Source organism: Pseudomonas sp. S1(2024) (assembly GCF_046557535.1).
In genome coordinates, this window is the sequence record NZ_JBKGFP010000019.1 from 1 (window position 1) to 24,880 (window position 24,880).

A 24,880-nucleotide genomic window follows, 5' to 3' on the forward strand; every position below is an offset into this window, starting at 1 on the left:
GGTTTCTCCCCCTCCCCGGCGTTTAATTTTCCCCTTTCAGGTGAGGTGCCGTCCCTGTGGGAGCGGGCAAGCCCGCGAAGCAAGCGACGCGTTCTTTCAGGTGATCACAGCGGTGGCAATGCCCAGTTGATCGGCGCCAGCCCGCGCTGCTGGAGGAAACTGTTGGCCCGGCTGAAATGCCCGCACCCCAGGAACCCACGGTAAGCCGACAACGGTGATGGATGCACCGATTTCAGCACCAGGTGCTTGGTCCCGTCGATCAGCTTCTGCTTGCTTTGCGCATGCGAGCCCCACAGCAGGAACACCACGTTCGGGCACTGCTCGCTGACCACCTGGATGATCCGGTCGGTAAAGAACTCCCAGCCCTTCTTGGCATGCGACGCGGCATTGGCGCGCTCCACGGTCATGGTCGTGTTGAGCAACAGCACGCCCTGCTCGGCCCAGCTCTGCAGGTAGCCATGACTGGCAATCGGGATGTTCAGGTCGCGCTGCAGCTCCTTGTAGATGTTGACCAGCGAAGGTGGCGTGGCCACGCCCGGCTGCACCGAGAAGCACAGGCCATGCGCCTGGCCCGGCCCGTGGTAAGGGTCCTGGCCAAGGATGACCACCTTCACCTGGTCTAGCGGCGTCGAGTTGAGTGCGTTGAAGATCAACGGCCCTGGCGGGTAGATCTCTTTGCCGGCGGCGTACTCGCTGCGCAGGAACTCGCGCAACTGATGCATGTAGGGCTGGTCGAATTCCGCGCGCAAGGCGGCCTTCCAGCTGGGTTCGAGTTTGATGCGATCGTCGTCAGTCATGGGGCCTTCCATAAACAATGGCGCGACACTAGGTAAGCCCTTCCCGCTTGTCAAACGATCCGACCGACGACCGGCATGTTCGGCCAGGCAAGCCATACTTGGGCGATGACTTGCGCGAGGTAGTCCATGGCCATTCATTGCGAGGTACTCACCGGCGCCGATGGCGCCCGCATCGGCATCGCCACCCTGGATGCGCCCAAGGCGCTCAATGCGCTGAGCCTGCCGATGATCGAGGTATTGGGCGAACAGTTGCACGCCTGGGCCCGCGACCCGGGAATTGTCTGCGTGCTGCTGCGCGGCAACGGTGCCAAGGCCTTCTGTGCCGGCGGTGATGTGCGTGCGCTGGTACAAGCCTGCCGCGACCACCCTGGTAGCGTGCCCCCGCTGGCCGCCACCTTCTTCGCCGCCGAATACCGCCTGGACTTTGCCCTGCACACCTATCCCAAGCCGTTGCTGTGCTGGGGGCACGGGCATGTGCTGGGTGGTGGCATGGGCCTGCTGCAGGGCGCCAATGTGCGTATTGTCACCCCCAGCAGTCGGTTGGCCATGCCGGAAATCAGCATCGGCCTGTACCCGGACGTGGGCGCCAGCTGGTTCCTTGCCCGCCTGCCGGGCAAGCTGGGGTTGTTCCTCGGCCTGACAGGCGCGCCGATCAATGCCCACGACGCCCTGGACCTGGGCCTGGCCGACCGCTTTCTGGGTGAGCACCAGCAAGAGGCGCTGATCGAGGAACTGCTGCAACTGAACTGGCAGGAACAAACTGCCCTGCAACTGAACAGCCTGCTCAAGGCCGAACAGCACCGCGCCTGCGCCGAGTTGCCCCAGGCCCAGTGGCTGCCGCGGCGACAGGTAATCGATCAGTTGCTCGACGTGGCCGACGCAGCAGCCGCCTGGCGTGCGCTGGAGGGGCTCAAGCACCACGACGACCCGCTGCTGGCAGATGCCGGCCAACGGTTGCATGAAGGTTGCCCGCTGACCGCACACCTGGTGTGGGAACAGATCCGCCGGGCACGGCAGCTGTCGTTGGCGCAGGTGTTCCAGATGGAATACAGCATGAGCCTGAACTGCTGCCGCCACCCGGAATTCAGCGAAGGCGTGCGCGCGCGCTTGCTGGACAAGGACAACCAGCCGCACTGGCACTGGCCCGATGTGGCGCAAGTGCCGGCGGCGGTGGTGGAGGCGCATTTTGCCAAGGTGTGGGAGGGGCGGCATCCGCTGGCGGATCTCGGGTAGCTTCGAGAAGTTGGGGCTGCATTGCAGCCCATCGCGACACAAGGCCGCTCCCACAGGTACAGCGATGGTTTCCAATGCTGCGCCGTACCTGTGGGAGCGGCCTTGCGTCGCGAAAGGGGCGCAACGCGCCCCCGGTTTTCAATTCACCTACCGCTGCCAGTTCCCCCCTTGCCCGTGCCCACGCCGCCCATCCCCGCGCCGGTCACCATCCCCCCGCCCGCTAGAGTGCCAACGGTCATTCTGCTGGTAGCGCTGGCTGCCACCTCGATAATCATGACGGTCCCGGTCGCGCCCATAGTCATACCGCTGGCGGTTGCCATAGTCATTGCGTGGGTTGCCATACCATTGCTTCATCCCCGGCTGCGGATGAGACCGGTAGTGAGGCGCGGGCGCCGAGCGGTAGTAGTAGCGTGGCGCAGGCTGATAATAATAACGGGGCTGCGGCGCTACGTAATAGCGGTCATAGCGGTAATAATCCGGTGACACATAACGGTCGGAGTAGTAGTGGTCCGATCGGTAATAGCCCCCGCTCTCGTAGTACGGAACGCAGGCGGAAGTCATCAGCCCCAGCAGGGCGATCAACAGGATTCGATAGGACATGGCGGCCTCCTGGACCGCTGGAGTGCCCGAACAGCGGCGCTGGCGAGCGTCGATGCGAAATGCGATCATCGACACTGATTAAGACAGTGCCGCCAAGGTGCAGTGCCATTTCTGCAACAATTTGATACAGGTGAATGGCAACCATGCCCGACAACCAGCACTGCCCCGCTTGTGGCGCCCTCAACCAGTGCAGCTTGGCCGATCCGCGCCGAGCCACCCAGGCCTGCTGGTGTTACAGCGTGACCATCGACCCTGCCGTGCTCGAAGCCCTTCCCGCCGAGCTGCGCGACAAAGCCTGCCTGTGCCCGCGCTGCGCCGCCGTCGAAGAACAACTTCGCTCCCCCGCTTCCGACTGACCGTTTGCCATGCGCCTCGACCGTTTCCTCGCCAACCTGCCCAGCCACAACCGCCAGCAAGTCCGTCTGATGCTGGCGCAACGCCGTGTGCGGGTGGATGGCCAAGTGGTCAGCGACCCACTGGCCGAAGTGCGCGAATTCAGCCGCGTGGAGCTGGACGACCAGCTGCTGCAGGCTGGCCGCCCGGCACGCTACCTGATGTTGCACAAGCCCGCAGGCTGCGTCAGCGCCACCCAGGACCCGCAACACCGCACCGTGCTCGACCTGCTGCCAGCCGGTTTGCGTGAGGACCTGCACATTGCCGGGCGGCTGGACTTCAACACCACGGGCTTGATGATCCTGACCAACGATGGCCAATGGTCACGCCGGCTTACCCAGCCCGCGACCAAGCTGCCCAAGCACTACCTGGTGCAAACCGAGGACGAGATTGGCGAGCACTATGTGGCCAAGTTCCTCGAGGGCTTCTACTTCGCTTTCGAAGACCTCACCACCCTGCCCGCCCAGCTGGACATCCTCGGGCCGCGCCAGGCACGGCTGTCGATCATCGAAGGGCGCTATCACCAGGTGAAGCGCATGTTCGGCCATTTCGACAACAAGGTGGTGGGGTTGCATCGGGAGAGCATGGGGGCGATCCGGCTGGACCCGGGGTTGGCGCCTGGGGCGTTTCGTGAGCTGACGGCGGATGAAATAGCGACGGTCTAATCAGCCTGTACCGGCCTCTTCGCGGGCACGCCCGCTCCCACAGGTACACCACAGGCCTCCGGGCTGGTGTGATCCCTGTGGGAGCGGGCGAGCCCGCGAAGAGGCCGGACCAGACAGATCAGGGTCGTCATACGACCGCTCAGCGACAAAAGTCACATTTTCCCCCGAACGGCACTTGCGGGATTCCCGACCCACTGCTTGAATCCAAATCGTCAGTCTGCATGTGACTACCAAGTCACGACCGCAGTCGAAGACACTTTTTGCCGGCCACCCAAGGCCTCGATGCCTTGGGGCACGGCGAATTGCCCGCCTAAAACAATACCGTCGACGCACGTGCCAAGGATCGACACAGGGCCCCCCGGTTTCTCTTCAGGCAAATGCCTACCTGTCATAAAGAACGTGCACCCTAGGTGACGCGAATACCCTTTTTGCGCCAGGAGTCGATGACATGAGGCCAGAAATCGCTGTACTTGATATCCAAGGTCAGTATCGGGTTTACACGGAGTTCTATCGCGCGGATGCGGCCGAGAATACGATCATCCTGATCAATGGCTCGCTTGCCACCACGGCCTCGTTCGCCCAGACGGTACGTAACCTGCACCCGCAGTTCAACGTTGTACTGTTCGACCAGCCATACGCTGGCAAATCCAAGCCGCACAATCGCCAGGAACGCTTTATCAGCAAGGAGACCGAAGCGCATATTCTCCTCGAGCTGATCGAGCACTTCCAGGCAGACCACGTGATGTCGTTCTCGTGGGGTGGCGCAAGTACGCTGCTGGCGCTGGCGCACCAGCCGCGGGGCGTGAAGAAGGCAGTGGTGAGTTCGTTCTCACCGGTGATCAACGAACCGATGCGCGACTACCTGGACCGTGGTTGCCAGTACCTGGCCGCCTGCGACCGTTATCAGGTCGGCAACCTGATCAACGACACCATCGGCAAGCACCTGCCGTCACTGTTCAAGCGCTTCAACTACCGCCATGTCAGCAGCCTGGACAGCCACGAGTATGCGCAGATGCACTTCCACATCAATGAGGTGCTGCAACATGACCTGGGGCGGGCGCTGGATGGTGCACGCAATATCGACATCCCGGTACTTTTCATCAATGGTGACCGCGACGAGTACACCACGGTCGAAGATGCGCGGCAGTTCAGCAAGCACGTGGGACGCAGCCACTTCAGCGTGATCCGCGATGCAGGCCACTTCCTGGATATGGAACACAAGGCCGCTTGCGAGGACACTCGCAGTGTCATGCTGGGGTTCCTGAAGCCAACCGTGCGTGAACCTCGTCAACGTTACCAGCCTGTAAAACAGGAGCAGCATGCATTGGCCATCTGAGCAACTCGGCGTCCTGTGGCTCAAACCCGCAAACCATGGGGCGCCGACAAGCTTTTTAATAACTTGGGCTTCTAATTCGTTGAGGGTTCTGGTAAAAAGTGCTGCGCAAACGCGGGTATAGTTTAGTGGTAAAACGAAAGCTTCCCAAGCTTTAGTTGAGGGTTCGATTCCCTCTACCCGCTCCACATCGCATTCCCGCATGGCGTTCCAGCAACGTCATCGCTGTAAAAAGGAGCCCAGGCTCCTTTTTTCGTTTCTCCCCCCTCCCTTTGACCTGCCCCATGGCCATTTGCCTGCCGATCCGCTTCAATGCGTGGATGGATTCGTGAAGCATTTCGAAAGGACGACGCATGTTTCTCTCCCGCTGGCTACCGGGCCTTGCCAACCTGCTGCACTACCGCCGCGAGTGGTTCCACGCCGACCTGCAGGCCGGCCTCTCGGTGGCGGCGATTCAGATTCCCATTGCCATCGCCTACGCGCAGATCGTCGGCCTGCCGCCGCAGTACGGCCTGTATGCCTGTGTGCTGCCGATGATGGTCTATGCCCTGATCGGAAGCTCGCGCCAGCTGATGGTCGGCCCAGACGCCGCTACCTGCGCGATGATCGCCGGCGCCGTGGCGCCGTTGGCCATGGGCGAGCCGCACCGGATTGCCGAGCTGTCGGTGATCGTCACCTTGCTGGTCGGGGTAATGCTGATCGCGGCTGGGGTGGCCCGGGCCGGGTTCATCGCCAGCTTCTTCTCGCGGCCGATCCTGATCGGCTATCTCAACGGTATCGGCCTGAGCCTGATCGCCGGGCAGTTGTCCAAGGTGGTGGGGTTCAAGATCGAGGGCGACGGTTTCATCCTCAGCCTGATCAACTTCTTCCAGCGCCTGGGCGAAATCCACTGGGTGACGCTGCTCATCGGCATCGCCGCACTGGGCCTGCTGATCTGGCTGCCACGACGCTACCCCCACCTGCCTGCGGCGCTAACTGTAGTGGCGCTGTTCATGCTGCTGGTCGGCCTGCTCGGCCTTGACCGCTTTGGCGTCGCCATTCTCGGCCCGGTACCTGCCGGCATCCCGCAGCTGGCCTGGCCACACAGTAACCTGGCAGAAATGAAAAGCCTGCTGCGCGACGCCCTGGGTATCGCCACCGTAAGCTTCTGCAGCGCCATGCTCACCGCACGCAGCTTTGCCGCCCGGCACGGCTACGCGATCAACGCCAACCACGAATTCGTCGCCCTGGGCGTAAGCAACCTGGCTGCCGGGGTTTCCCAGGGCTTTGCCATCAGCGGTGCAGACTCGCGCACTGCGGTCAACGACATGGTCGGTGGCAAGAGCCAACTGGTGGGCATCATCGCAGCACTGGTCATCGCCCTGATCCTGTTGTTCTTCACCGCGCCGATGGCGTGGATCCCGCAGGCAGCGCTGGGTGCCGTGCTGCTGATGGCAGGCTGGGGGCTGATCGACATCAAGTCGCTGAAGCATATCCGCCGCCTGAGCCGCTTCGAGTTCTGGCTGTGCCTGCTGACCACGGTCGGTGTGCTGAGCCTGGGCGTGCTGCCCGGCATCGTGTTTGCCGTGACCCTGGCGATCCTGCGCCTGCTGTACAGCATCTATCAGCCCACCGACGCGGTGCTGGGCTGGCTGCCCGGCACCGAAGGCCAGGTGGACATCCGCAAACACAAGGATGCCCGCACCGTGCCAGGCCTGGTGGTGTACCGCTTCGACGACGCGATCCTGTTCTTCAACGCCGACTACTTCAAGATGCGCCTGCTCGAAGCGGTGCAGAGCCAGGACCAGCCCAGGGCCGTGCTGTTCGATGCCGAGGCGGTGACCAGCATCGACGTCAGCGGCATCGCCGCCCTGCGCGAAGTGCGCGACACCCTGGCCGCGCAGGGCATCTTCTTTGCCATCGCCCGCGCTCGCGGCACCTTCCTGCGCATGCTGGTGCGCTCGGGGATGGCCCGGGAGATGGAAGACAAACTGCTGTTCGGCTCGGTGCGGGCGGGCATTCGCGCCTATCGGGTTTGGCGGAACAGGAGTCGCGTTGGGCAACGGGCTGAACAAGGTTGAAGCATTGCGTCGTTGCTACTGGCCATCGCCGGCAAGCCGGCTCCCACAGGTACTGCACTACTCTCAAGGCCTGTGGCGAACCTGTGGGAGCGGGCTTGCCGGCGATAGGGCCAGTACAGGCTGCACAAAGCAGTTGCCTGGACACCAACCCTCGCACGCCTTGCATGACATGCTAAAGTCGCCCCCGTTCCCGCTCCACCCAACGGACCCCAGCATGCCCGCACTAGACGCCACTCTCACCCCCTGGCCGGAACTCGCCGCCCGCCACCCTTGCGACGCCCTGCTGCTGGGCAACGGCGCCAGCCGCGTGCTGTGGAAGCCGTTCGGCTACTTCTCGCTGTTCGAGGAAGCGCAACGTGCCGGGCGCAAGAAAGGCCTGGCCGTCAGCGACCAGGCACTGTTCAAGTCACTGGGTACGGAACTGTTCGAGCCGGTGCTCAGCGCCCTCAACACCACCGTGCGCACCAACGCCGCGCTGGCCATCAACTCCACCGCGCCGCTGAACCGCTACTACTCGATCAAGGAAGCGCTGATCCACGCCGTACGCACGGTGCACCTGCCGTGGCCACTCATGCCGGCCACGACCCTGGCAACCCTCAACCAGGCGCTGCGTGGCTACCGCAGCGTCTACACCAGCAACTACGACCTGCTGCTACCGTGGGCCGTGCAACACGCCCCGCAGGGTTTCGCCGAACTATTCGACGAGCAAGGCTTCTTCGACGTGCGCCGCACCAACGGCGAAGGTACGCGGGTACTGCACCTGCATGGCGGCCTGCACCTGCTCAAGCTGCCCGACGGCACCACCCGCCAACGCAGTGCCGACAGCGCCGAACTGCTCGATGGTTTTGCCGTGAACATCCCGGGCGAAGTGCCGCTGTTCGTCAACGAAGACCGCAGCGACGAGAAGCTGCGCGCCATCCGCAACTCTGACTACCTGGGCTGGTGCCTGGGGCAACTGGCGCGGGAAAGCCAGGGGCTATGCCTGTTCGGGCTGCACCTGGACAGCAGTGACCAGCATCTGCTCGAAGCCATCCGACAGGCCCGACCGATGCATCTGTCGATTGCCATAAGGCCGTTGAGCGAGGCATCGGTGATCAACCAGAAGCAGCATTTTGTCGACAGGTTCGGGGATATGCCGGGGACAGTGCTGCACTTCTTTGATGCCAGTACGCATCCGTTGGGGCAGGCAGCGTTGGCTATTGAAGCACCGCTCACCCACAGATGAAGTGGACCAATTGGGGGCCGCTTTGCGGTCCATCGCCGGCAAGCCGGCTCCCAGAGGGATCGCGCAACGCCTGAATTCTGAGCGGTACCTGTGGGAGCCGGCTTGCCGGCGATGGGCTGCAAAGCAGCCCCGTTAATGCTATCTGACAGGCATCAGGGCTTGCCCGCTGAACCACTCGCCCCGTCAAGGCGCCGACGCGGTTGTCACCTGCACGGCCGGGCCAACTGCAACCGGCTCGGGCATCGCTACATCGCCGCCCAGCTGGCGGATTTGCCGAATCTGCTGGACCCTGTTCAGGTTTTCCCAGGCGACTGGATAGTGCCCCGGCGACAACTCGATCGCGCTACGGAAGAACTGCTCAGCCACATCCAGCTTGCCTTCCACCAGGCAGACATAGCCGACATCATTGCTGGCCTCGGCACGCTTTTCGACCTGTTCGAATGCAGACACCGCCTCCTCATAGCGCCCCATGCGAGCCAGCAGCAACCCATAGTTGCGCCAAAGCGGTTTGTAGGTGCCGTCGTAACTCACACCACGCTTGTACCGGAGCTCGGCATCGGCCCATTGCCCGGCCATGTAGTAGGAATACCCCAGGCTGTTCTGCACCAACGCCGAACGCGGATCTATGAGCTCGGCCAGGCGGTAGTAGGTTTGCGCCTCGGCGAAGTTGTCGGCCAGATCCGCGAGTACCCCCAGCCCGTTGTAGGCCTTGAGCGGTGACTTGCCGTCGACCCTGAGCGCAGCCGCCCCGGTCTGGGTGGTGGCCGGGTCCTTGACGAAGCGTTTCTGATCCACGGCAACTGCTTTCAACAGCATTGCCTTGGCCTGCTCATGTTTACGCATGGACAGATTCAGCAGGCCCATTTCCGTCAGGGCATCGGGGTTATCAGGTGCCTTGCCCAGTACCTCGGTGAAGGCCATCTCGGCAAGCTGGTTATTGCCCCGTTCGCGGTGGATACGGCCAACCCAGACCAAGGCCTCATAACGTTCGGGCGCCAGCTCGAGGACGCGCAGGTACTGGTACAGCGCCTGGTCCAGGTCACCGGCCTGGTAAGCCATAGCAGCCATCTGCATCGCCTGGTCGGGCGAGTTGCTCTGCGACTGCACCTGATAGAGCACCGAATTGCCAGCGGAGTAGACAGAACGCACCCCATTCAAGTCTGGACCAGTGCTCTGGCAACCCGAGAGCACGGCGATCATGGTCAACAGCAAGCTGATCCTGTTCATGTCATGGCTTCCCGAACGTTTTAAGTATCCCGATGATCACCGGGCCGATGGCAACCAGAAAAAAGCTTGGCCACAGACAGAAAATTAGCGGAAAAACCAGCTTTGTTCCGATCTTCGCGCCCATTTCCTCGGCGGCCTGCATGCGCCGGTCACGAAACTCCTCGGCATAGATGCGCAAGGTGGTCGCTACGCTGGTACCGAAGCGAATGCTCTGGGCCAACAGGCTGACCAGACCCTGGATGTCTTCCAGGCCGGTGCGATCTGCCAGTTGCCGGAGCGCTTCGGTACTGGAAATACCGGCGCGGATCTGCGCATTGACCAAGGCCAGTTCCTCGGCCAGCTCGGCCTGGCTGACCGCCATTTCTTCGGCCACCCGCTCGATCGCTTGGGGCAACGCCAGGCCCGACTCCACGCAAACCACCATCAGGTCCAGGGCATCGGGGAAGGCTGCACGCAACCGACCTTGCCGAGCATTCTTTCGCTTGTCGACATAGATTGCCGGCAGAAGCCATCCGACGGCCGCTCCCATGGCCACCACTCCCATGCCCATCATCAAGGAAAGGTTCGGAACCAGTGGCAGTACCAACAGCGAGACGCCTACCAGCAGCAACGGCAACAGCAAACGCACCGCCCAATACACCTGTACCGCCGACGCCGAACCATAACCCGCGTGGGTCAACAGGGTTCGAGTAGCCGACACCTGCCCATCCGTAGACGGGGTAACGCGCCGACCAACCCGCTCCAGTAGAAGCTGAAGGTTTCCTGGCGCCTCCCGCCCGGCCGCAGCGCTGGAGTGATCACGCTTGATCAGTGCTAGACGACGCTGCAGTGGGCTCTGCAAACCCTGCACCAGTAACGTCACAGTGATAACGGCAATGACCGTGCTTACCCCGATCGCACCGACGATCAGCAAACGTGCCAATGCCTCGTTGTCCGTCACCCCACTCAATAAACCGAGCAAATAGTCCATGACCGACGCCCCCATGCGAGAACTGCCTAAATCTGGATACGGATAATCTTACGAATCCAGAAAATCCCCACCAACATGGAGCCAAAAGCCCCCATGACCAACATTTGCCCAGTGGGATCCTTGATCAACAACGTCAGATAATCCGGGCTCGTGATAATGATCGCTGCCGCCAGCAGGAAGGGTATGGCCACCAGCACCCAAGCCGACATACGCCCTTCGGCCGACATTGTCTTGATCTTGCGCTGAAAGCGGAAACGCCCACGTATCAAATTGCTCAAGCGCTCCAGTACCTCCGTCAGGTTGCCGCCAGTCTCACGGTGAATGAGGATCGAGGTGACCAGCATCATCACTGTCATGCTTGGCATCCGCTCCAGCAGGCCAAGCATGGCCCGGCGCACATCATTACCGTAGTTGATATCGGCGAAGGTCAGGCCAAACTCATGCGCCACCGGCCCCTTGTGCTCATCTGCCACCAGACGCAGGGTTTCATTAAAAGGGTGCCCGGCGCGCAATGCCCGGCACATAGCTTCCAGCGCATCCGGCAAGCCCTCTTCAAACTTGGCGAAACGCTTGCCACGGTCACGGGTAATTTTCAGCAGCGGCAGCCAGAACGCCACGAACGCTGCCGCCAGCGCCAGCCACCAGTAAGGGAAGAACATCCAAGCCAGCATCCCGGCAGCAGCTGCCAGCGCCAACCCCAGCAGTAGTACCCGATAGGCCCGGTACTCATGCCCGGCCTGCTCGATCATTTGAGTCAGCGTCGCCATGAACGGCAATTGCTCAAGCCGCGCCTCCAGCGGCGACAGACGTGTCAGGTATTTCTGCCGCAGCACGGTCTGCATGTTCGGCAGATGACTTGCCCGCTCCAGGAGCACAAGTCGACTGCGGATACGCTTGCGTACCTTGCCCGCCTCACCGAACACTGGCACTGCCAAGCCTTGGCTGAGGAGAAACACGGCAACGAACACCATGCCAAGAAACATCAGGATGAATTCACCGGGTATCTGGCTCATGGCTGACGAGCCTCCATCCATTCAGGCCTGAACATCGTCAGCGGCAACTCGATCCCGCGCTTGGCCAAGGAATCGCGAAACGCTGGGACCATGCCACTTGGCCGGAAGTCACCGAGCACCTGGCCCTGCTCGCCCACACCATTGCGGACAAAAGAGAAGATCTCAGTCATGGTGATGATTTCACCTTCCATGCCGTTGATCTCCTGCACACTGACCAACCGCCGTTTGCCGTCTTCCTGCCGCTCCAGCTGGATCACCACATCGATGGCCGATGCGATCTGTTGACGCATGGCCTTGATCGGGAACGTGGCGCCAGACATCAAGACCATGTTCTCGACCCGGCCCAACGCATCGCGCGCGGTATTGGCGTGGATGGTAGTCAGTGAACCATCGTGACCAGTGTTCATCGCCGTCAGCATGTCCAGCGCCTCGGCGCCGCGCACCTCACCGATCACGATACGGTCCGGGCGCATCCGCAGGCTGTTGCGCACCAGCTCACGCTGGCCCACCTCGCCACGCCCCTCGATGTTCGCAGGCCGCGTTTCCAGGCGCACCACATGCGGCTGCTGCAGTTGCAGCTCGGCCGAGTCCTCGATGGTGACGATGCGCTCGTTATGGGGAATGAAACTGGACAGCACATTGAGCATGGTGGTCTTGCCGCAGCCGGTGCCGCCGGAGATCAGTACGTTCAGCCGCCCCCGCACGATCGCCTTCAGCAGCAAGGCGATGGCCGGCGTCAGCGCGCCCGCCTGGATCAAGCTGTCGGTATTGAGCAGGTCCACCGCAAAGCGGCGTATCGAGATACTTGGCCCGTCGATGGCCAGCGGCGGGATGATCGCATTGACCCGTGAACCGTCCTTGAGGCGTGCATCGACCAACGGCGAAGACTCGTCGATACGCCGGCCGAGGCTGGAGACGATGCGATCGATGATGTTCAGCAGGTGCTGATCATCGCGAAAACGCACATCGGTGCGCTGCAACTTGCCGAACCGTTCGACGTACACCGAGTCATGCCCGTTGACCAGGATATCGGACACCGTGTGGTCGGCCAGCAGTGGCTCCAACGGGCCCAAGCCAAGCACTTCGTCGGTGATCTGCTTGATGATCAACTGGCGGCTGGCAGAGCTCACCGGCGCCGAATGTTCATCGAGCAGACGCTGGCAGATATCGCGGATCTGCCGCACGGCCTCGGCCTGCTCGAGCGAATCGAGCAAGGACAGGTCCATGACCTTGAGCAGTTGCTGATAGGTTTTTTCCCGCCACTCGGCTTCCACCGATGTGACCTGGCTTTTCGTTTCAAACAGAACATCCGGTGCCGAATGTTCCCACGCCATCAGCGCCTCTGCCGGGTCCTTCGCGCCGCCACCCTGCTTCGACGGCGTCGATGCCTCGGGGGTGACTGCTTGTTTGCGTAAACGGTTACGGAAATCGCTAAGCATGGTTCACCCCCGAAAAACACGCTTGAAGGCGCGTTTGAACAGTCCCGTGTCAGTGTCCACCTGCTTGCCAACCAATTCCTCGGCCAGCCCATGCAGCGCTTGGGTGATCGCGGAGCGAGGTGCTTGCAAGCCTAATGGCACACCCGTGTTCTGGCTCTGATTGATAACGCTGAAGTCATTCGGCAGTTTCACGATATTGGTGCAGCGCAGCGCCTCGCCGATATCCTTGAGGCTGACCGGCGCCGCCTTGTCATAGCGGTTGACCACCACCTCCAGCTGATTGCCGCGTACGCCCAGGTCATCACGCAGAATGCGCGCCAGGCAGCTGGCGTCGCGCAGGTGGTTGACGCTCTGCTGCACCACGACGTACACCCGGTCGGCCTGCTCCAGCACCGAGGCGGTAAGGTGATCGATCTGCCGCGGCAAGTCCGCCACCACCCAGTCATAGCTGGCCCGCGCCAGCTGCAGCAGCGCATCGAGCTGTTCGGCCTGGACATCCTGCGGCAGGCACAGCTCATTGGCGCGGCTGCCAAGCACATGCAAGGACGGGCTGAAATGGCTGCAGAAGCCGCGCAGTGCAATGCCATCCATTTCCTTTATCTGCTGCAACACGTCCAGTTGGCTGTGCGACTGCGCCACATCCAGATGATGCGACACGCTGCCAAACTGCAGGTCCAGGTCAAGCAGCAGCGCGTTGCCCTTGAGGCTGAGCTGATGCGCCAGGTTACAGGCCAGCACCGTGCCGCCGGAGCCACCCTTGGCATTCATCACCGCAACCAGTTTGCCTGTTGCCGTGCTGTTGGTCTGGGTTTCCATGACCATACGATTCAACGCAGCGATAAGCTCCGTGGCAACGATGGGCTCCGGCAGAAAATCACGCGCACCCGCCTGCATTGCCAAGCGCATGCCTTCCCGATCGTCCAGCAGGCCACACACCAACAGTGGCGGGCGCTCATGGGCCGGGCGTTGCAACAGGGCTGCCAGTTCCTCACGCCACAGCTGGCCAACGCGCAGCAGCAGGAAATCGGGCATCCGGTCCAGCCCGTACAGAGGGTCGCAATGCCCATTGCTGACCTGGCGAACATTCACCTCCAGACCGGCGATGCGCTGACAGATTTCTTGCAGCTGGCGCAAGGCCACGGCGTCGGAGCTGCTGATCAACAGACGCATCCCGGGTTTGATGGAGGTAGCGGATACGGAAGATTCCCTAAGATTCAGCATGGCGTGATCTCCGGTACGACATCCGCCTCGGTATGACGCCCGAGGCTCTCTCGAGGTAAGGTCGCCTTGAATACTGGCAGGGTAATGGGCACCCCAAAACCTGGAATAAACAGGCTGAATTGAAAGTTCTGCAGCGTCAGCTGCACATAGCGGACGGCGGCAAACCCGGTGGCACTTACCAGATCACCGGGGTTGGCGACCTGTGCACCGTTCTTGTCCAGGTAACGCAGGGTCAGGTCCGAGGTGTCCAGGCCGGCCAGCAGGGTGCTGGCACCACTGTCGCCCGCACTGTTGAATATGGCCCTGCGCAGCACCACTGGATCGCTGATATTGCACACCGCAGCCAGGCGTGCGCCACGCCGCACGGACTCATTCAAGACGTTCACGGTGTAGTACAGCCGGCCTATTTCCAGCACTCCGAACAGCAGCGTGAACATCAACGCACTGACAATGGCGAACTCCACCACGTAAACGCCCTGCATGCTTCTGCGCTTCATCACAGTGCCCTCATCACGGTGGTAGCGACCAACGGGAAGTTCAGCGCGGTGCCGTTGCCGATAAAGGCCGGAATGCCGTTGGCGATCAGCGGGGAAAAGACCGCGCTGATGGTCACCTGCACGTGGTCGTTGGTGCCCGCCACCTTGACCACCTGCACAGTGGTATTGGCCGGCATGCCGGTCAGGCTGCAGGGCGGCGCGGAGGGTGCACCGTACACCGCCACTTTCTTGGTCATGCACTCGAGGTCAGCGCTCACCTCGACCTTGCCAAGGGTCGAGTTCCAGGCCTGGCTGGCGACAAAGCGCGCTGCATCACGACTGCCCTGCAGCAGGCTGTTGTACTGGTAGAGCATACGGCCAAACTCGCCGAACGCCAGCAAGGTCAGGAGCAACAGCGGCAGGGTGATGGTGAATTCGACGATTGCCACCCCTTGCTGGCGCTGTGCACGCTTGAGCCGATAAAGTTCCATGACACGCTCCTAGGAGTCGGTGCTCGGTGTGCCACTGCCACTGATAAAGGTTTTGTACAGCTGGATGATCTGCGGGCCGGAATCGTCCTGCGGCGTAGGCCCGGGCACGCCGTCGCCTTCGCATTGTTTGACGAACTGGCCGAATATCTGCGAATCCCCACCCGAGTTGTCGGCCGGCTGCACCACGAAGAAACAACCAAAACCGATGACCGGAATCGACGAGGCTCCCGAGTTCTTGCCGGAGCAGTCCCCCACCACGATCTTCAGCATGCGCCGCTCGAAAACCCCATTCGATTGGCACCCACTCCCCCCACCTGCGACACATGCGGCTGTCTGCGCGGCATAGTCGTTGTAGTCGAACAGCGGCGTACCGCCAGCAGACAGGTTGCCATTGCTCGAAGTGACAAGTTGCCCCTGCTGCTCCAGCCGTGCGGTTTTGTCGTTGTACTTCATCACCGGGTTGCTATAGGTCGTCACCAGGTCGGGTGGATAATCCGAACTCTTTAATGACCCGGAGTACTCGCCGAATCGCGTATTCAGACCTTTGACGGATGGGCCAACCGTGTTGCCAGGCTTGGTGGTGACGTTTTCACCGACATTGCGACAAACCGAGCCGCCACCGGCCATGAGCTCGCCAACTTCCTTGCCGCCCGAGCCAAAATCGAGTAGCTGGAAGTTACCCGGGCCAATCGGGTCGCTGTTCTTGGAGGCTGATTTCAAGACCTCCAAGTCACCAAAACGATACCCCCAGAATATGCCGGCGTCCGGGTCATATTGGGCCGACTTGGGACAGACCAGCAGCGGCGCAAGATCACACGGGCTGGTCGGGCTCGGCCCGGCGGTGGCAATCGCCGCCACTTGCTTGGCCCCCAAGGCGCCTGTACCGAATGATTGGGCAAAGCTCCAGAAAAAGCCCCCCAGTGCATACTTCGGTACCGAGACCCGCACATAGGTGGCATTGGCCGGCCCGGGGAAGGAGAAAGGCCCATAGACATTGTCTGCCAGTTCCACCACAGCGAATGCTCCGAGTTTGCCGCCAATTGCCGTCAACAGTTCCTTATTGCCCGCGGCCTTGGCATTTTCGTTCAGGGTAAAGAGCGCGGCATCACGCGCGGTAGTGGCGGCATTGCCAGCGCCCATCACCTGGCTCAGGGTCTTGGCGCCACTCAGGGCAGCAGCGTCCACAGCATTCTGCAGGCGTGTCTTGTTCAACAGCATGTGGCCCCCATCGAGCACCAACGCTGCCATCATCAATATCGCTAACAGGGCGATCACGATCATGACAATCACTGCTCCCCGCTGTTGAACTGGCCGAGCGGTGAACATCCGTTGAACTCGAGGAGTCATCATCAAGCCCTCAATCGCCGAATTTGATCTGAATCGGCTGGCCAACCTGCTGCGCTTCGCCCGTCGCCCCCCGATATCCATCGATCACCTTCTCCAGCAACGGGCCATCGGGGCCTGCGGCAGGTAGTTCGGTGCCTGGGTTGGCGGCCACTTGCTTGTCCGCAATCTGCTGGTAGGTAGTCTGGTAGACGCTGTAACCCAGCGGGCCAACGCGACCTTCATCGTACGACATGCAGCCGGACAACCCTGACAGCAGCGCACAACACACGATCATGCTTCTCATGCTGGTTCTCTCCGATCAGTTCAGATCATGGCCAAAGTTGCCACCGCTGACCCCGAGGCTGACGGGCACCGCGCGCCCCGGCTCACTGCCCTTGGTCTTGCCGAGCAGGTAGAAGTCCAGGTCACTGGGCTCGACGAACTTCTCGGTGGGCAGGCGCACCGCCTTGGCATCCACAGGCTTGGCGAGGTGCGGCGTCACCAGGATCACCAGTTCGGTTTCACCGTTTATGAACGACTGGCTGCGGAACAGGTGCCCGAGTATCGGCAGGTCCCCCAGCCCGGGGAAGCGGCTGACGAAATCGCGGGTGTTTTCACTGATCAAGCCCGCGATGGCGATGGTCTGGCCATTGCCCAGTTCGACAGTGGACTCGGCGCTGCGCTTGGTCAGCGACGGAATGACCTGGGTGACACCATCGCCCAGCACACTGCTGAGGCCGGTGTCGAGCACCAGCGAGTTGACGTTGGAAAGCTCGCTCACCGAGACATTCAGGTTGAGGTTGATGCGCCCGGAGTCGAGCACCACCGGCAGGAACTTCACCCCGACACCGAATTCCTTGTATTCGACGGTGATGCCATCATCCTCGGTGATCGGCACAGGGAACTCGCCACCTGAAATGAATTCCGCCTGCTGACCGGTCAAGGTGGTGAGGGTGGGTTCAGCCAGCACCTTGGCCGAGCCATTGTCCTTGGACGCTTCCAGCACCACATTGAAGAGGAAATCGTCGGACAGGAACTGGGCGAACAAGCCTTTGCCGCCACCAATCAGCGAACCTGGCGAAAGGATCGACCCGCCTCCTGGAGTCAGGCCTAGTCCTTGACCATTGTTGAACCCGCCACCGCTCCAGTTGCCGGATGAGCCAAGGGCATTGAAGCGCACGTTGAGGTTCTTGATCAGGCTGCGCTGCATCTCGGCCACTTTCACTTCCAACATCACCTGCTGGCTGCCACCGACGCTGAGCAGGTTGATCACCTCCAGCGACTGGGCCGGTGCCGCTTCGGCGGCTTCACCCTTGCCTTGCACCACACTCGAGGTTTGCGCGGCATAGGTCTTGGCCACTTTCATCGCTGTGTCCATGGCCGCGGCACTACGCACCTGGCCACGCAGTACCAACGCGCCTTGTGCGCTGAACACCTCGATGTTCTCCGCGGGCAGCAGCTGGTGCAGTTTGGTCTTGAGCCCGGTGAGGTCATGCACGACCTCCACATCCAGGGTGTCGATCAAGCGGTTGTTGTTGTCCCACAGCAGCACGTTGGTAGTGCCCAGGGAGCGGCCGAGCAGGTAGAGCTGGGTCGGGCTGGTAATCAGGATATCGGCGATATCCGGGTTGCCGACCGAGATTTTCCTCACCGGCGTACGAGCGCTGATCGTCCGCGACTTGTAGATGGGCACCTGGACCATATTGGTGTTGGCCGCCGGCATGGCGCTGTATCCCGCCCCCGGTCCTTCAGCCTGTGCCACGCCAGCGAACAGCAGCTGCGTACCCAGCCCGCAAAACAGGTACAGCCCTAGTCTCTGCAAAGTATTCATTGACTACTCCCTGCGAGGTGATCTTGTTCCTGCCGAAGGTTAGCTATTCGCACGCCTACTGCCTTAAAACCTTGCTTTTGCGACCTCGACCTTGGTCCCGCGGATGATGGTGACCGCACCACCGCCATTGCTATCTTTTGCCACCGGCTTTGGTTGGGGTTTGGCGGCTGGCGACGCGGCCTTGAGCGGCTCGACAGCAGCAACGGCTGGCAACTGTTTCTGAGCATCCAGCGGGTTGCGCAGGGCCAGTTGCAATCTGCCTTCGGATTGCGCTTTGACCAAGGCCTCTGCCTCCTTAGTCGACATTTCCAAGGTCACGGCACGCACCACCACGGGCTGGGTCTTGTCTGTCCCCGCCGTCTGGTCCACAGCCAGTACCCGCAAGTCCTGGAGGATGGTCCTGGACTCCGAGTCATTACTGCTGCTATCGCTGCGCTTGGTCGCCAGTACATCGACCCGGTTACCCGGCAAGAGGAACCCGCCCACCCCGACCACATCGTCGACACGCACCGAAATGGCACGTTTGTCGGGGGCGATCAACGACGCTAGGGTACTGCCACCCAGGTGCTCAGCCACGCGTGCGCTGCGCAGCACATCGCCGCGCAACAGGGCGAAAGTGGCAATCTTGCCAACCACCTTTTCATTGCTGTCGAAGGCATCGTCAGGCACCGCATCCTTGGGCATGCGCACGATGGCGACCTGCTGGGCCTCGATCATCTGCCCGAACGGGATCTCCACCGTGGCCACCACCACGTTCTTCATGTTGTCATCCGGGGCGGCGTTGAGCCGGCCATTGAGCCAGTTGTTGGCCATCAAGGCGGCACCAAGCCCCAAGGTCAGGGAAACAGCAACCAGGGTCAGCGTACGGGCACTCATGTCTGCATCTCCTTATCCAAGGAAGTCGATCTGCACGAAGTAGCTTTGCCAGGCCCATTTCAGCTCCTGAGGCGACAGCGGACCATCGCCGCCCAGGTAACGCTGTCTGTCGAGCGCCATGTTCAGCAGGTCGCGAGGGTGGCAGGGCACCAGCGGCACGCCTTCGGCCTCGTACAGCGCCTGTAGCGCGTAACGCAACAGCAGCGGGTCGTAAGCCAGGCCCAGGCGTTCGCATTCCTGACGCCAGATGCGTTCGTACTCATCGACTTTCAGGTAGCTGAACTGCAGCTTGTAGCCAATGCGCCGCAAGAAGGCTTCGTCAGCCAACTCCAGCGGATTGAGGTTGGTGGAAAACACCAGCACCAGATCGAACGGCAGCTCGCAATGGCGCCCGCCACCCAGGTTGAGGAAGTCGCGCTTCTCTTCCATCGGCACGATCCAGCGGTTGAACAGTTCGGCCGGGGCCATGCGCTGGCGCCCCATGTCGTCGATGATGAACAGGCCGTTGCTGGCCTTGAGTTGCAAGGAGGCCTGGTACTGACGGGTACTGGGATCGAAGCGGACGTCCAGTTGCTCCATGCCCAACTCACCGCCAGTGATCACAACCGGGCGTTTGCAGCGCACCAGCCGACGATCGATGCCTTCGTTCAGCAACAGGCTGGTGGGTTGACCCTCCTCCTCCACGCGCTGATGCACCTGAGGGTCATACACCTCGATGACCGACTCATTGATTTCTATGGCATGCGGTACCCAGATGGATTCGGCGAACAGGCGGATCAACCGGCTGCTGACGTAGGTCTTGCCGGTGCCTGCGGGGCCGTAAATCATGATCGCGCGCCCGGAGTTCAACGCTACGCCCAGTTGATCGAGCATGCTCTCCGAGAGCACTACGCCAGCGAAGGCCGCATGCATGTCCTGCGTACTGATGCGGCCATGGTGGATGGTCTGCAGCTTGAGCAGGTCACGGTAGGCACCTACCGGGAAGGGCGCCGCGCCGATGTAGCCGCTGCGCGCCAGTGCATCCCGGGCGGTACCGCGGCCGCGTTCGGTCAAGCCGTATCGCAGCACCTGCCCCCCCGTTTGCACACCTACCTGGCCCAGTACCTCGACGCGGCCATCCTTGCGCAGAAAGGCCAGCACTTCTTCTACCACTGCACCGGTTAGCGCCAGGCGCTCAACCAGCCGCGACAGGTCCAACGTACCGGCGTCGTGCAGGTGCTTGCACAGCAAATCACCGAGAAAGCTTTCTGCCAGGCCAGTCTCACGGACTGTACGTGGCTGCGGTGCCAGGCTCTGCACTGCATCCTTGTCACAGGCGCAGGCACCACTGTCTCTGAGTGCGTACATGGTTAGCCTCCAAGGCTATAGGCCAAACGGTAGCCCAAACAGGCTGACAAGGGTTCCGGAAAGGATCGCGACGGAATAAGGGAAAGGCTTACCTGCCACCTCATCCGCCACCGGCGCCAAATAAGCCCGCACCGTCAACATCAGCCAGTAGCGTTCTAACGTCCGTTGCAACTGACCGCGTATAAGCACTATCAGGATCCCACACACGCCCCCGGCTATAAGGCTGAAAAGTGCAGACGAAAGTGCGTCATATGGCGTAAGAAAGGCGCCGACCATTGCCATCAACTTGACGTCGCCAGCAGCCATGCCCCCCAATGCGTACATTGGAAGAAATACGGTAAAACCAATTAGCATACCCAGCACGCCATGACCCAGCCCGGCAAGTCCTGCGGAGTAAGCCTGGCTCGCCAACCCCAAACCCAACCCCAGCAAGATCAAGACGTTGGGGATGCGGTGGTTACGAAGATCCCCCACCACCGCAATGCCCAGCAGCCCTAGCAGCACGACAATGGCGAACAGAGACTCTGTTGACATTGCTGCATCCCCCATGGGGCTTGATTAAGGAGTAGTAGTCCCACCAGTACCGCTACCAGTGCCGGTGCCAGTCGCGCCGCTAACAGCATCTTTCAGACCAGTAATCTTTGTATTGACTGCGCCACCCAGTAATTGGAAAGCACCCACTACGGCAAGAGTGATCAACCCACCAGCCACCGCATACTCCACAATGGTCAGGCCATCTTCGTCTTTGACGAACTTCATCACCGAAGCCTTGATAGTTTGCAGATTCATTTCGCTCACCTCGCTAAGGACATTATTTTTCTTCCCGGGCAGTGGTGTTTTGCACTACCTGTTGCGAATCCTAGTCAGAGGGTGACAGCAGTGGTTAGGAGAATTTTGCGAATCGCTAGGACTTTTTTGCGGCCATTGGCCAGCATCGAAAAGGTGGGCAAGCCCACCAGTAAAACAGGCAGTAAACCCGAATATGAGAAGCACTTTCGTACGCATTTGCAGCCGGTTCAGGGAAAGGTTCTGGCACGTTTGTTCAAAGCCGACAAGCGGTCGTCATGAGCAGAGGCCAGGTCAAATGCGGAACCTGTCTAACATCAGGCTTTTACAAAACGCATAGAACCCCCTAAGCAAAAACGATCTAAGGTAATAACCAAATTGCTCGGCGACTTAATAGTGTTTTGACAATACTGCTGCTCGTAGGGAAACTCCCCAGCATAAGGTTAAGTCACGATGTCTAACCCGGGCACAAAGCCGCTGCTGTTGTGGTTCGATCTGACACGCGATCATTCCACCGAAGCGCTGATGGCACAGTTCAGTCATGTCTGCGATTGCAAACTGGCGAAGGCCGTGGCGCATTCCGAACGCCAGCAGGCAGACATGATCTGCATGCATTTCGATCGCCCCGACACCCTCAACCTCAACCTGCTGCTGGAAGTGAAACGCAACTCACCGTCCATACCGATCACCATGTTCACCGTGCAGCACTCCGAAGAGCTGGCTGTCTGGGCCATGCGTTCGCGGGTCTGGGAGTATCTGGTATTGCCGCTGACAAGCGGTGAGAAAAGCCGCTACATCGATGTCCTCAAGCAGCTGTGCGACATACGCCACGCCAGCAAGACCTCAGGCCATGCGCAGCGCATCGACCACCTTCCCTCTTTGCCGGACAGCATTCGCCTGACCGGCGAACACCACAAGCACCAGGCGCTCAGCAAGGTCATGCCATACATCGACCAGCATTTTCGCGAATGCATCGACCAAAAGGACATCGCACAGCGCTGCGGCATGACCACGGCCCGCTTCAGCCGCCTGTTCAAGGAGGTCAACGGCGTTGGGTTTCTGGATTACATCCTGAGCAAGCGCATGAACCTGGCCATGGACCTGCTGGTCAACAGCCAGATGCCGATTACCAGCATCGGCTATGAGGCCGGCTTCAAGGACCCATCCTACTTCGCCCGTGCCTTCAAGCAGGTCAGCAACTGCACACCCAGCGAATACCGACATGCCCGCCAGCTCGGAGCGTCGGTCAGCGAAACCGAGCCTCTGAAAGGTCCAGATGCGCCACTGATGGATAACGTGTTACCGAATGCGGCATTTCACAAGAGCCGCTGAAGAATCACACGCCAGGCAGCAACCCATCCGCACGCAACAACGTCTCCAGGCAATGCTCCTTCACCCCATAGAACGCCTTGAGCTGCCCGATCTTCTCCAGCAACGCGCCGTTGTCCCCTGCCTGGCGCCGCTTCACCGCAAGAATCATCTTGTTCTTGTTGGTGTGCTCCAGCGAAATGAACTCGAACACCTTGGTCTCGTACCCGCAGGCTTCGAGGTACAGCGCGCGCAGGCTGTCGGTCAGCATTTCGGCCTGCTGGCCCATGTGCAGGCCGTACTGCAGCATCGGTTGCAACAACCCCGGGCTGTGCAATTGCGGGCGGATCTGCTTGTGGCAGCACGGCGAGCACATGATGATCGCGGCGTTGCAGCGGATGCCGGTGTGGATGGCGTAGTCGGTGGCGATGTCGCAGGCATGCAGGGCAATCATCACTTCGATGGCCTCGGGCACCACGCTACGCACATCACCACACTGGAACTCCAGGCCCGGGTGCTCCAGGCGCAAGGCGGCGGCGTTGCACAGGTCGACCATGTCCTGGCGCAGCTCGACGCCGGTTACCTGTGCTTCGCGGCCCAGGCTATTGCGCAGGTAGTCGTGCATGGCAAAGGTCAGGTAGCCCTTGCCTGAGCCGAAGTCGGCCACCCGTAGCGCCTGCGCCGCCGGCACCGGTGCACTGGCCAGGGCGTGGTCGAAGACTTCGATGAACTTGTTGATCTGCTTCCACTTGCGCGACATCGACGGTATCAGCGCGCCTTGTGCGTCAGTAACCCCGAGGTCACGCAGGAACGGCCGTGAAAGCTCCAGATAGCGCTTCTTCTCGCGGTCATGGCCGCTGCTACTGGCAGCTTCGCGTGGCGCCTGTGCGCCGTGGCGCTGGAGCATGGGCTTGCCCTTCTTGCTGAAGGTCAACTGCACTTCACCGTCGGCATCGAACAGGTGCGCGTTGCGGAAGCTGTCCGGTAGCAGCTCGGCGACCAGCGCCTGGGCCTGCTCCAGCGCCAGATTGCGGGTGATGTCACGGGTCTGGTGGCGATAGACCAGCGACAGGCACGGCTGGCCCTTGACCTGCAGCGGCTTGGCAATGATCCGTTGCAAGGTCTGGTCGGCACCGACATGGCGCGCCAATACCAGTTTGACCAGGGTATTGCCATGCAGGGCGGCGTTCAGCAGGTCGAGAAACTGGGTGCGCGCATCCGGCGCGGATGGGGCAGAAGAACTGGCGGACATGGAAAAACGGTGCCTCGGATAGCGGGGAGCGCATGGCGCAATGCACGCATTCTACAGGGTGCTCAACTTCCTGTGGGAGCGGGCTTGCCCTAATGCCAGTCAGTTAAGGTTTGCCTGTTTAATTGGGGCTGCTTTGCAGCCCTTCGCGGGCTTGCCCGCTCCCACAGGGGTCGCACAAATCATGGGCTCAGCGACACACCTGTGGGAGCGGGCAAGCCCGCGAAGGGCCGCAAAGCGGCCCCAATTTGCTTGACTGACTGGCATTAGGGCTCAATCGAGAATCACCAACCGGTTGGGCAACTCGTTACGTGCATGGGTAGGCGGCACATGTTCGCTGAGCAGTTCGCCGCATGCCTCGATGCACTCGACAAACCCCTGCAAGGTGCGGCCCTGGCGTACATGTTCGGCAAGGCGGGCGACGATGGCCGCGCGGGCGGTGGCATCCAGATGGCGCTCGATACCGCGGTCGACCAGGATCTCCACATGCCGCTCCGCCTCGCTGACGAAGATCAGTACGCCCGTGGCACCAGCAGTGCGCTGCAGGTTCTGTTCGCGAAACTGCTGGCGGGCCAGGCGCGAAGCACGCCAGCGGCGCAGGGCCCGGGGGATCAGCCAGCCGGCCAGGCGCGGGCTGCGCAGCAGCAGGCACAAGCCTACGAACAGCAGCACATTGGCCACCAGCAAGCCACGCACTCCGGGCCAACCCAGCAGCCAGTGCAACAGGGCCGGCACGGCCAGCGCCAGCACGGCGGCCCAGAACAACGGCCAGTAGGCATAATCGTCGGCCCGGCGGGCCAGCACCGTCACCAGTTCGGCATCGGTGCGCCGTTCGGCACGGGCAATGGCTTCGGCGATCTGGCGCTGATGGTATTCGTCGAGGGGGGTCATGCCGTCGGTCTCTTGAGCGTTCTTATAGTTGTTGTCCCGGCATTCGGGGCTTCGTCCGCAGGCGACATATTCAGGCATAATCCGCCGCTGGAAGAAATGCCTGCAAATCGTACAACAATAGCC

Annotated in this window: 25 protein-coding genes and 1 tRNA gene; 8 read left to right on the plus strand and 18 right to left on the minus strand. The window is 61.3% G+C overall.

Annotated features, from left to right (window positions below; genetic code table 11):
- Nucleotides 1-104: 104 nt before the first annotated feature.
- Nucleotides 105-797 carry a uracil-DNA glycosylase gene (gene ung, locus ACLCGK_RS08195; protein WP_087500320.1) on the minus strand — a complete coding sequence of 231 codons (693 nt, stop codon included), beginning with the start codon at nt 795-797 and terminating at the stop codon, nt 105-107.
- A 126-nt stretch (nt 798-923) separates the two neighbouring features.
- Between ung and ACLCGK_RS08200 the strand changes: the two genes are divergently transcribed.
- The gene (locus tag ACLCGK_RS08200) at nt 924-2,030 is read left to right on the plus strand and encodes an enoyl-CoA hydratase/isomerase family protein (RefSeq protein WP_085721052.1); all 1,107 of its coding nucleotides are present in this window, start codon (nt 924-926) and stop codon (nt 2,028-2,030) included.
- A gap of 147 nt (nt 2,031-2,177) precedes the next feature.
- On the opposite strand, the gene ACLCGK_RS08205 is transcribed toward ACLCGK_RS08200, so the two are convergent.
- Nucleotides 2,178-2,630 (minus strand): hypothetical protein, encoded by a 453-nt coding sequence (locus ACLCGK_RS08205; protein ID WP_085721051.1) that lies wholly within the window; start codon nt 2,628-2,630, stop codon nt 2,178-2,180.
- A 143-nt stretch (nt 2,631-2,773) separates the two neighbouring features.
- On the opposite strand from ACLCGK_RS08205, the gene ACLCGK_RS08210 reads away from it, so the two are divergent.
- From ACLCGK_RS08210 to ACLCGK_RS08235, 6 genes are all read left to right on the plus strand, one after another.
- On the plus strand, nt 2,774-2,986 hold the full coding sequence (locus ACLCGK_RS08210) for a cysteine-rich CWC family protein (protein ID WP_015271611.1): 213 nt from the start codon (nt 2,774-2,776) through the stop codon (nt 2,984-2,986).
- A gap of 9 nt (nt 2,987-2,995) precedes the next feature.
- On the plus strand, nt 2,996-3,688 hold the full coding sequence (locus ACLCGK_RS08215) for a pseudouridine synthase (protein ID WP_061550377.1): 693 nt from the start codon (nt 2,996-2,998) through the stop codon (nt 3,686-3,688).
- A gap of 448 nt (nt 3,689-4,136) precedes the next feature.
- Entirely contained in the window at nt 4,137-5,024 is an 888-nt protein-coding gene (locus ACLCGK_RS08220; protein ID WP_013974016.1) for an alpha/beta fold hydrolase, read from the plus strand.
- A gap of 111 nt (nt 5,025-5,135) precedes the next feature.
- Nucleotides 5,136-5,209 (plus strand) — tRNA-Gly (locus ACLCGK_RS08225).
- 165 nt (nt 5,210-5,374) lie between these two features.
- Entirely contained in the window at nt 5,375-7,081 is a 1,707-nt protein-coding gene (locus tag ACLCGK_RS08230) for a SulP family inorganic anion transporter (RefSeq protein WP_410951787.1), read from the plus strand.
- Nucleotides 7,082-7,295: 214 nt separating this feature from the next.
- On the plus strand, nt 7,296-8,306 hold the full coding sequence (locus ACLCGK_RS08235) for a DUF4917 family protein (protein WP_410951788.1): 1,011 nt from the start codon (nt 7,296-7,298) through the stop codon (nt 8,304-8,306).
- 183 nt (nt 8,307-8,489) lie between these two features.
- Here the strand turns inward: ACLCGK_RS08235 and ACLCGK_RS08240 are convergent, their stop codons facing one another.
- The 14 genes from ACLCGK_RS08240 to ACLCGK_RS08305 all read right to left on the minus strand — a co-directional run bounded on the left by ACLCGK_RS08240 (nt 8,490) and on the right by ACLCGK_RS08305 (nt 21,312).
- Nucleotides 8,490-9,533 (minus strand): tetratricopeptide repeat protein, encoded by a 1,044-nt coding sequence (locus tag ACLCGK_RS08240; protein ID WP_410951789.1) that lies wholly within the window; start codon nt 9,531-9,533, stop codon nt 8,490-8,492.
- Nucleotide 9,534: 1 nt separating this feature from the next.
- Complete coding sequence (locus ACLCGK_RS08245; RefSeq protein WP_410951790.1) at nt 9,535-10,503, minus strand: type II secretion system F family protein; 969 nt, start codon at nt 10,501-10,503, stop codon at nt 9,535-9,537.
- Nucleotides 10,504-10,529: 26 nt separating this feature from the next.
- Entirely contained in the window at nt 10,530-11,516 is a 987-nt protein-coding gene (locus ACLCGK_RS08250; RefSeq protein WP_410951791.1) for a type II secretion system F family protein, read from the minus strand.
- Nucleotides 11,513-12,955 (minus strand): CpaF family protein, encoded by a 1,443-nt coding sequence (locus tag ACLCGK_RS08255; RefSeq protein ID WP_410951792.1) that lies wholly within the window; start codon nt 12,953-12,955, stop codon nt 11,513-11,515. Before ACLCGK_RS08255 ends, ACLCGK_RS08250 begins: the two co-directional genes overlap by 4 nt.
- 3 nt (nt 12,956-12,958) lie before the next feature.
- Entirely contained in the window at nt 12,959-14,176 is a 1,218-nt protein-coding gene (locus tag ACLCGK_RS08260) for an AAA family ATPase (RefSeq protein WP_410951793.1), read from the minus strand.
- On the minus strand, nt 14,170-14,673 hold the full coding sequence (locus tag ACLCGK_RS08265; protein WP_015271620.1) for a TadE/TadG family type IV pilus assembly protein: 504 nt from the start codon (nt 14,671-14,673) through the stop codon (nt 14,170-14,172). The genes ACLCGK_RS08260 and ACLCGK_RS08265 overlap by 7 nt, the downstream gene beginning before the upstream one ends.
- On the minus strand, nt 14,673-15,143 hold the full coding sequence (locus ACLCGK_RS08270) for a TadE/TadG family type IV pilus assembly protein (protein ID WP_410951794.1): 471 nt from the start codon (nt 15,141-15,143) through the stop codon (nt 14,673-14,675). Before ACLCGK_RS08270 ends, ACLCGK_RS08265 begins: the two co-directional genes overlap by 1 nt.
- 9 nt (nt 15,144-15,152) lie before the next feature.
- Entirely contained in the window at nt 15,153-16,493 is a 1,341-nt protein-coding gene (locus tag ACLCGK_RS08275; protein ID WP_410951807.1) for a TadE/TadG family type IV pilus assembly protein, read from the minus strand.
- 7 nt (nt 16,494-16,500) lie between these two features.
- Complete coding sequence (locus ACLCGK_RS08280) at nt 16,501-16,773, minus strand: hypothetical protein (RefSeq protein WP_410951795.1); 273 nt, start codon at nt 16,771-16,773, stop codon at nt 16,501-16,503.
- A gap of 15 nt (nt 16,774-16,788) precedes the next feature.
- Nucleotides 16,789-18,300 carry a type II and III secretion system protein family protein gene (locus ACLCGK_RS08285; protein WP_410951796.1) on the minus strand — a complete coding sequence of 504 codons (1,512 nt, stop codon included), beginning with the start codon at nt 18,298-18,300 and terminating at the stop codon, nt 16,789-16,791.
- Nucleotides 18,301-18,363: 63 nt separating this feature from the next.
- Nucleotides 18,364-19,176 (minus strand): Flp pilus assembly protein CpaB, encoded by an 813-nt coding sequence (gene cpaB, locus ACLCGK_RS08290; protein ID WP_410951797.1) that lies wholly within the window; start codon nt 19,174-19,176, stop codon nt 18,364-18,366.
- 12 nt (nt 19,177-19,188) lie between these two features.
- On the minus strand, nt 19,189-20,523 hold the full coding sequence (locus tag ACLCGK_RS08295; RefSeq protein ID WP_410951798.1) for an AAA family ATPase: 1,335 nt from the start codon (nt 20,521-20,523) through the stop codon (nt 19,189-19,191).
- 15 nt (nt 20,524-20,538) lie between these two features.
- Nucleotides 20,539-21,057, minus strand: a complete 519-nt coding sequence (locus ACLCGK_RS08300; protein WP_410951799.1) for a prepilin peptidase — start codon at nt 21,055-21,057, stop codon at nt 20,539-20,541.
- Between the two features lie 24 nt (nt 21,058-21,081).
- Complete coding sequence (locus ACLCGK_RS08305; RefSeq protein ID WP_410951800.1) at nt 21,082-21,312, minus strand: Flp family type IVb pilin; 231 nt, start codon at nt 21,310-21,312, stop codon at nt 21,082-21,084.
- 450 nt (nt 21,313-21,762) lie between these two features.
- Between ACLCGK_RS08305 and ACLCGK_RS08310 the strand changes: the two genes are divergently transcribed.
- Nucleotides 21,763-22,641 (plus strand): helix-turn-helix domain-containing protein, encoded by an 879-nt coding sequence (locus tag ACLCGK_RS08310; RefSeq protein ID WP_410951801.1) that lies wholly within the window; start codon nt 21,763-21,765, stop codon nt 22,639-22,641.
- A gap of 4 nt (nt 22,642-22,645) precedes the next feature.
- On the opposite strand, the gene ACLCGK_RS08315 is transcribed toward ACLCGK_RS08310, so the two are convergent.
- Entirely contained in the window at nt 22,646-23,869 is a 1,224-nt protein-coding gene (locus ACLCGK_RS08315; RefSeq protein WP_410951802.1) for a class I SAM-dependent methyltransferase, read from the minus strand.
- Between the two features lie 270 nt (nt 23,870-24,139).
- A complete protein-coding gene (locus ACLCGK_RS08320; protein ID WP_410951803.1) occupies nt 24,140-24,757 on the minus strand; it encodes a TPM domain-containing protein in 618 nt (205 codons plus the stop codon).
- Nucleotides 24,758-24,880 lie beyond the last annotated feature (123 nt).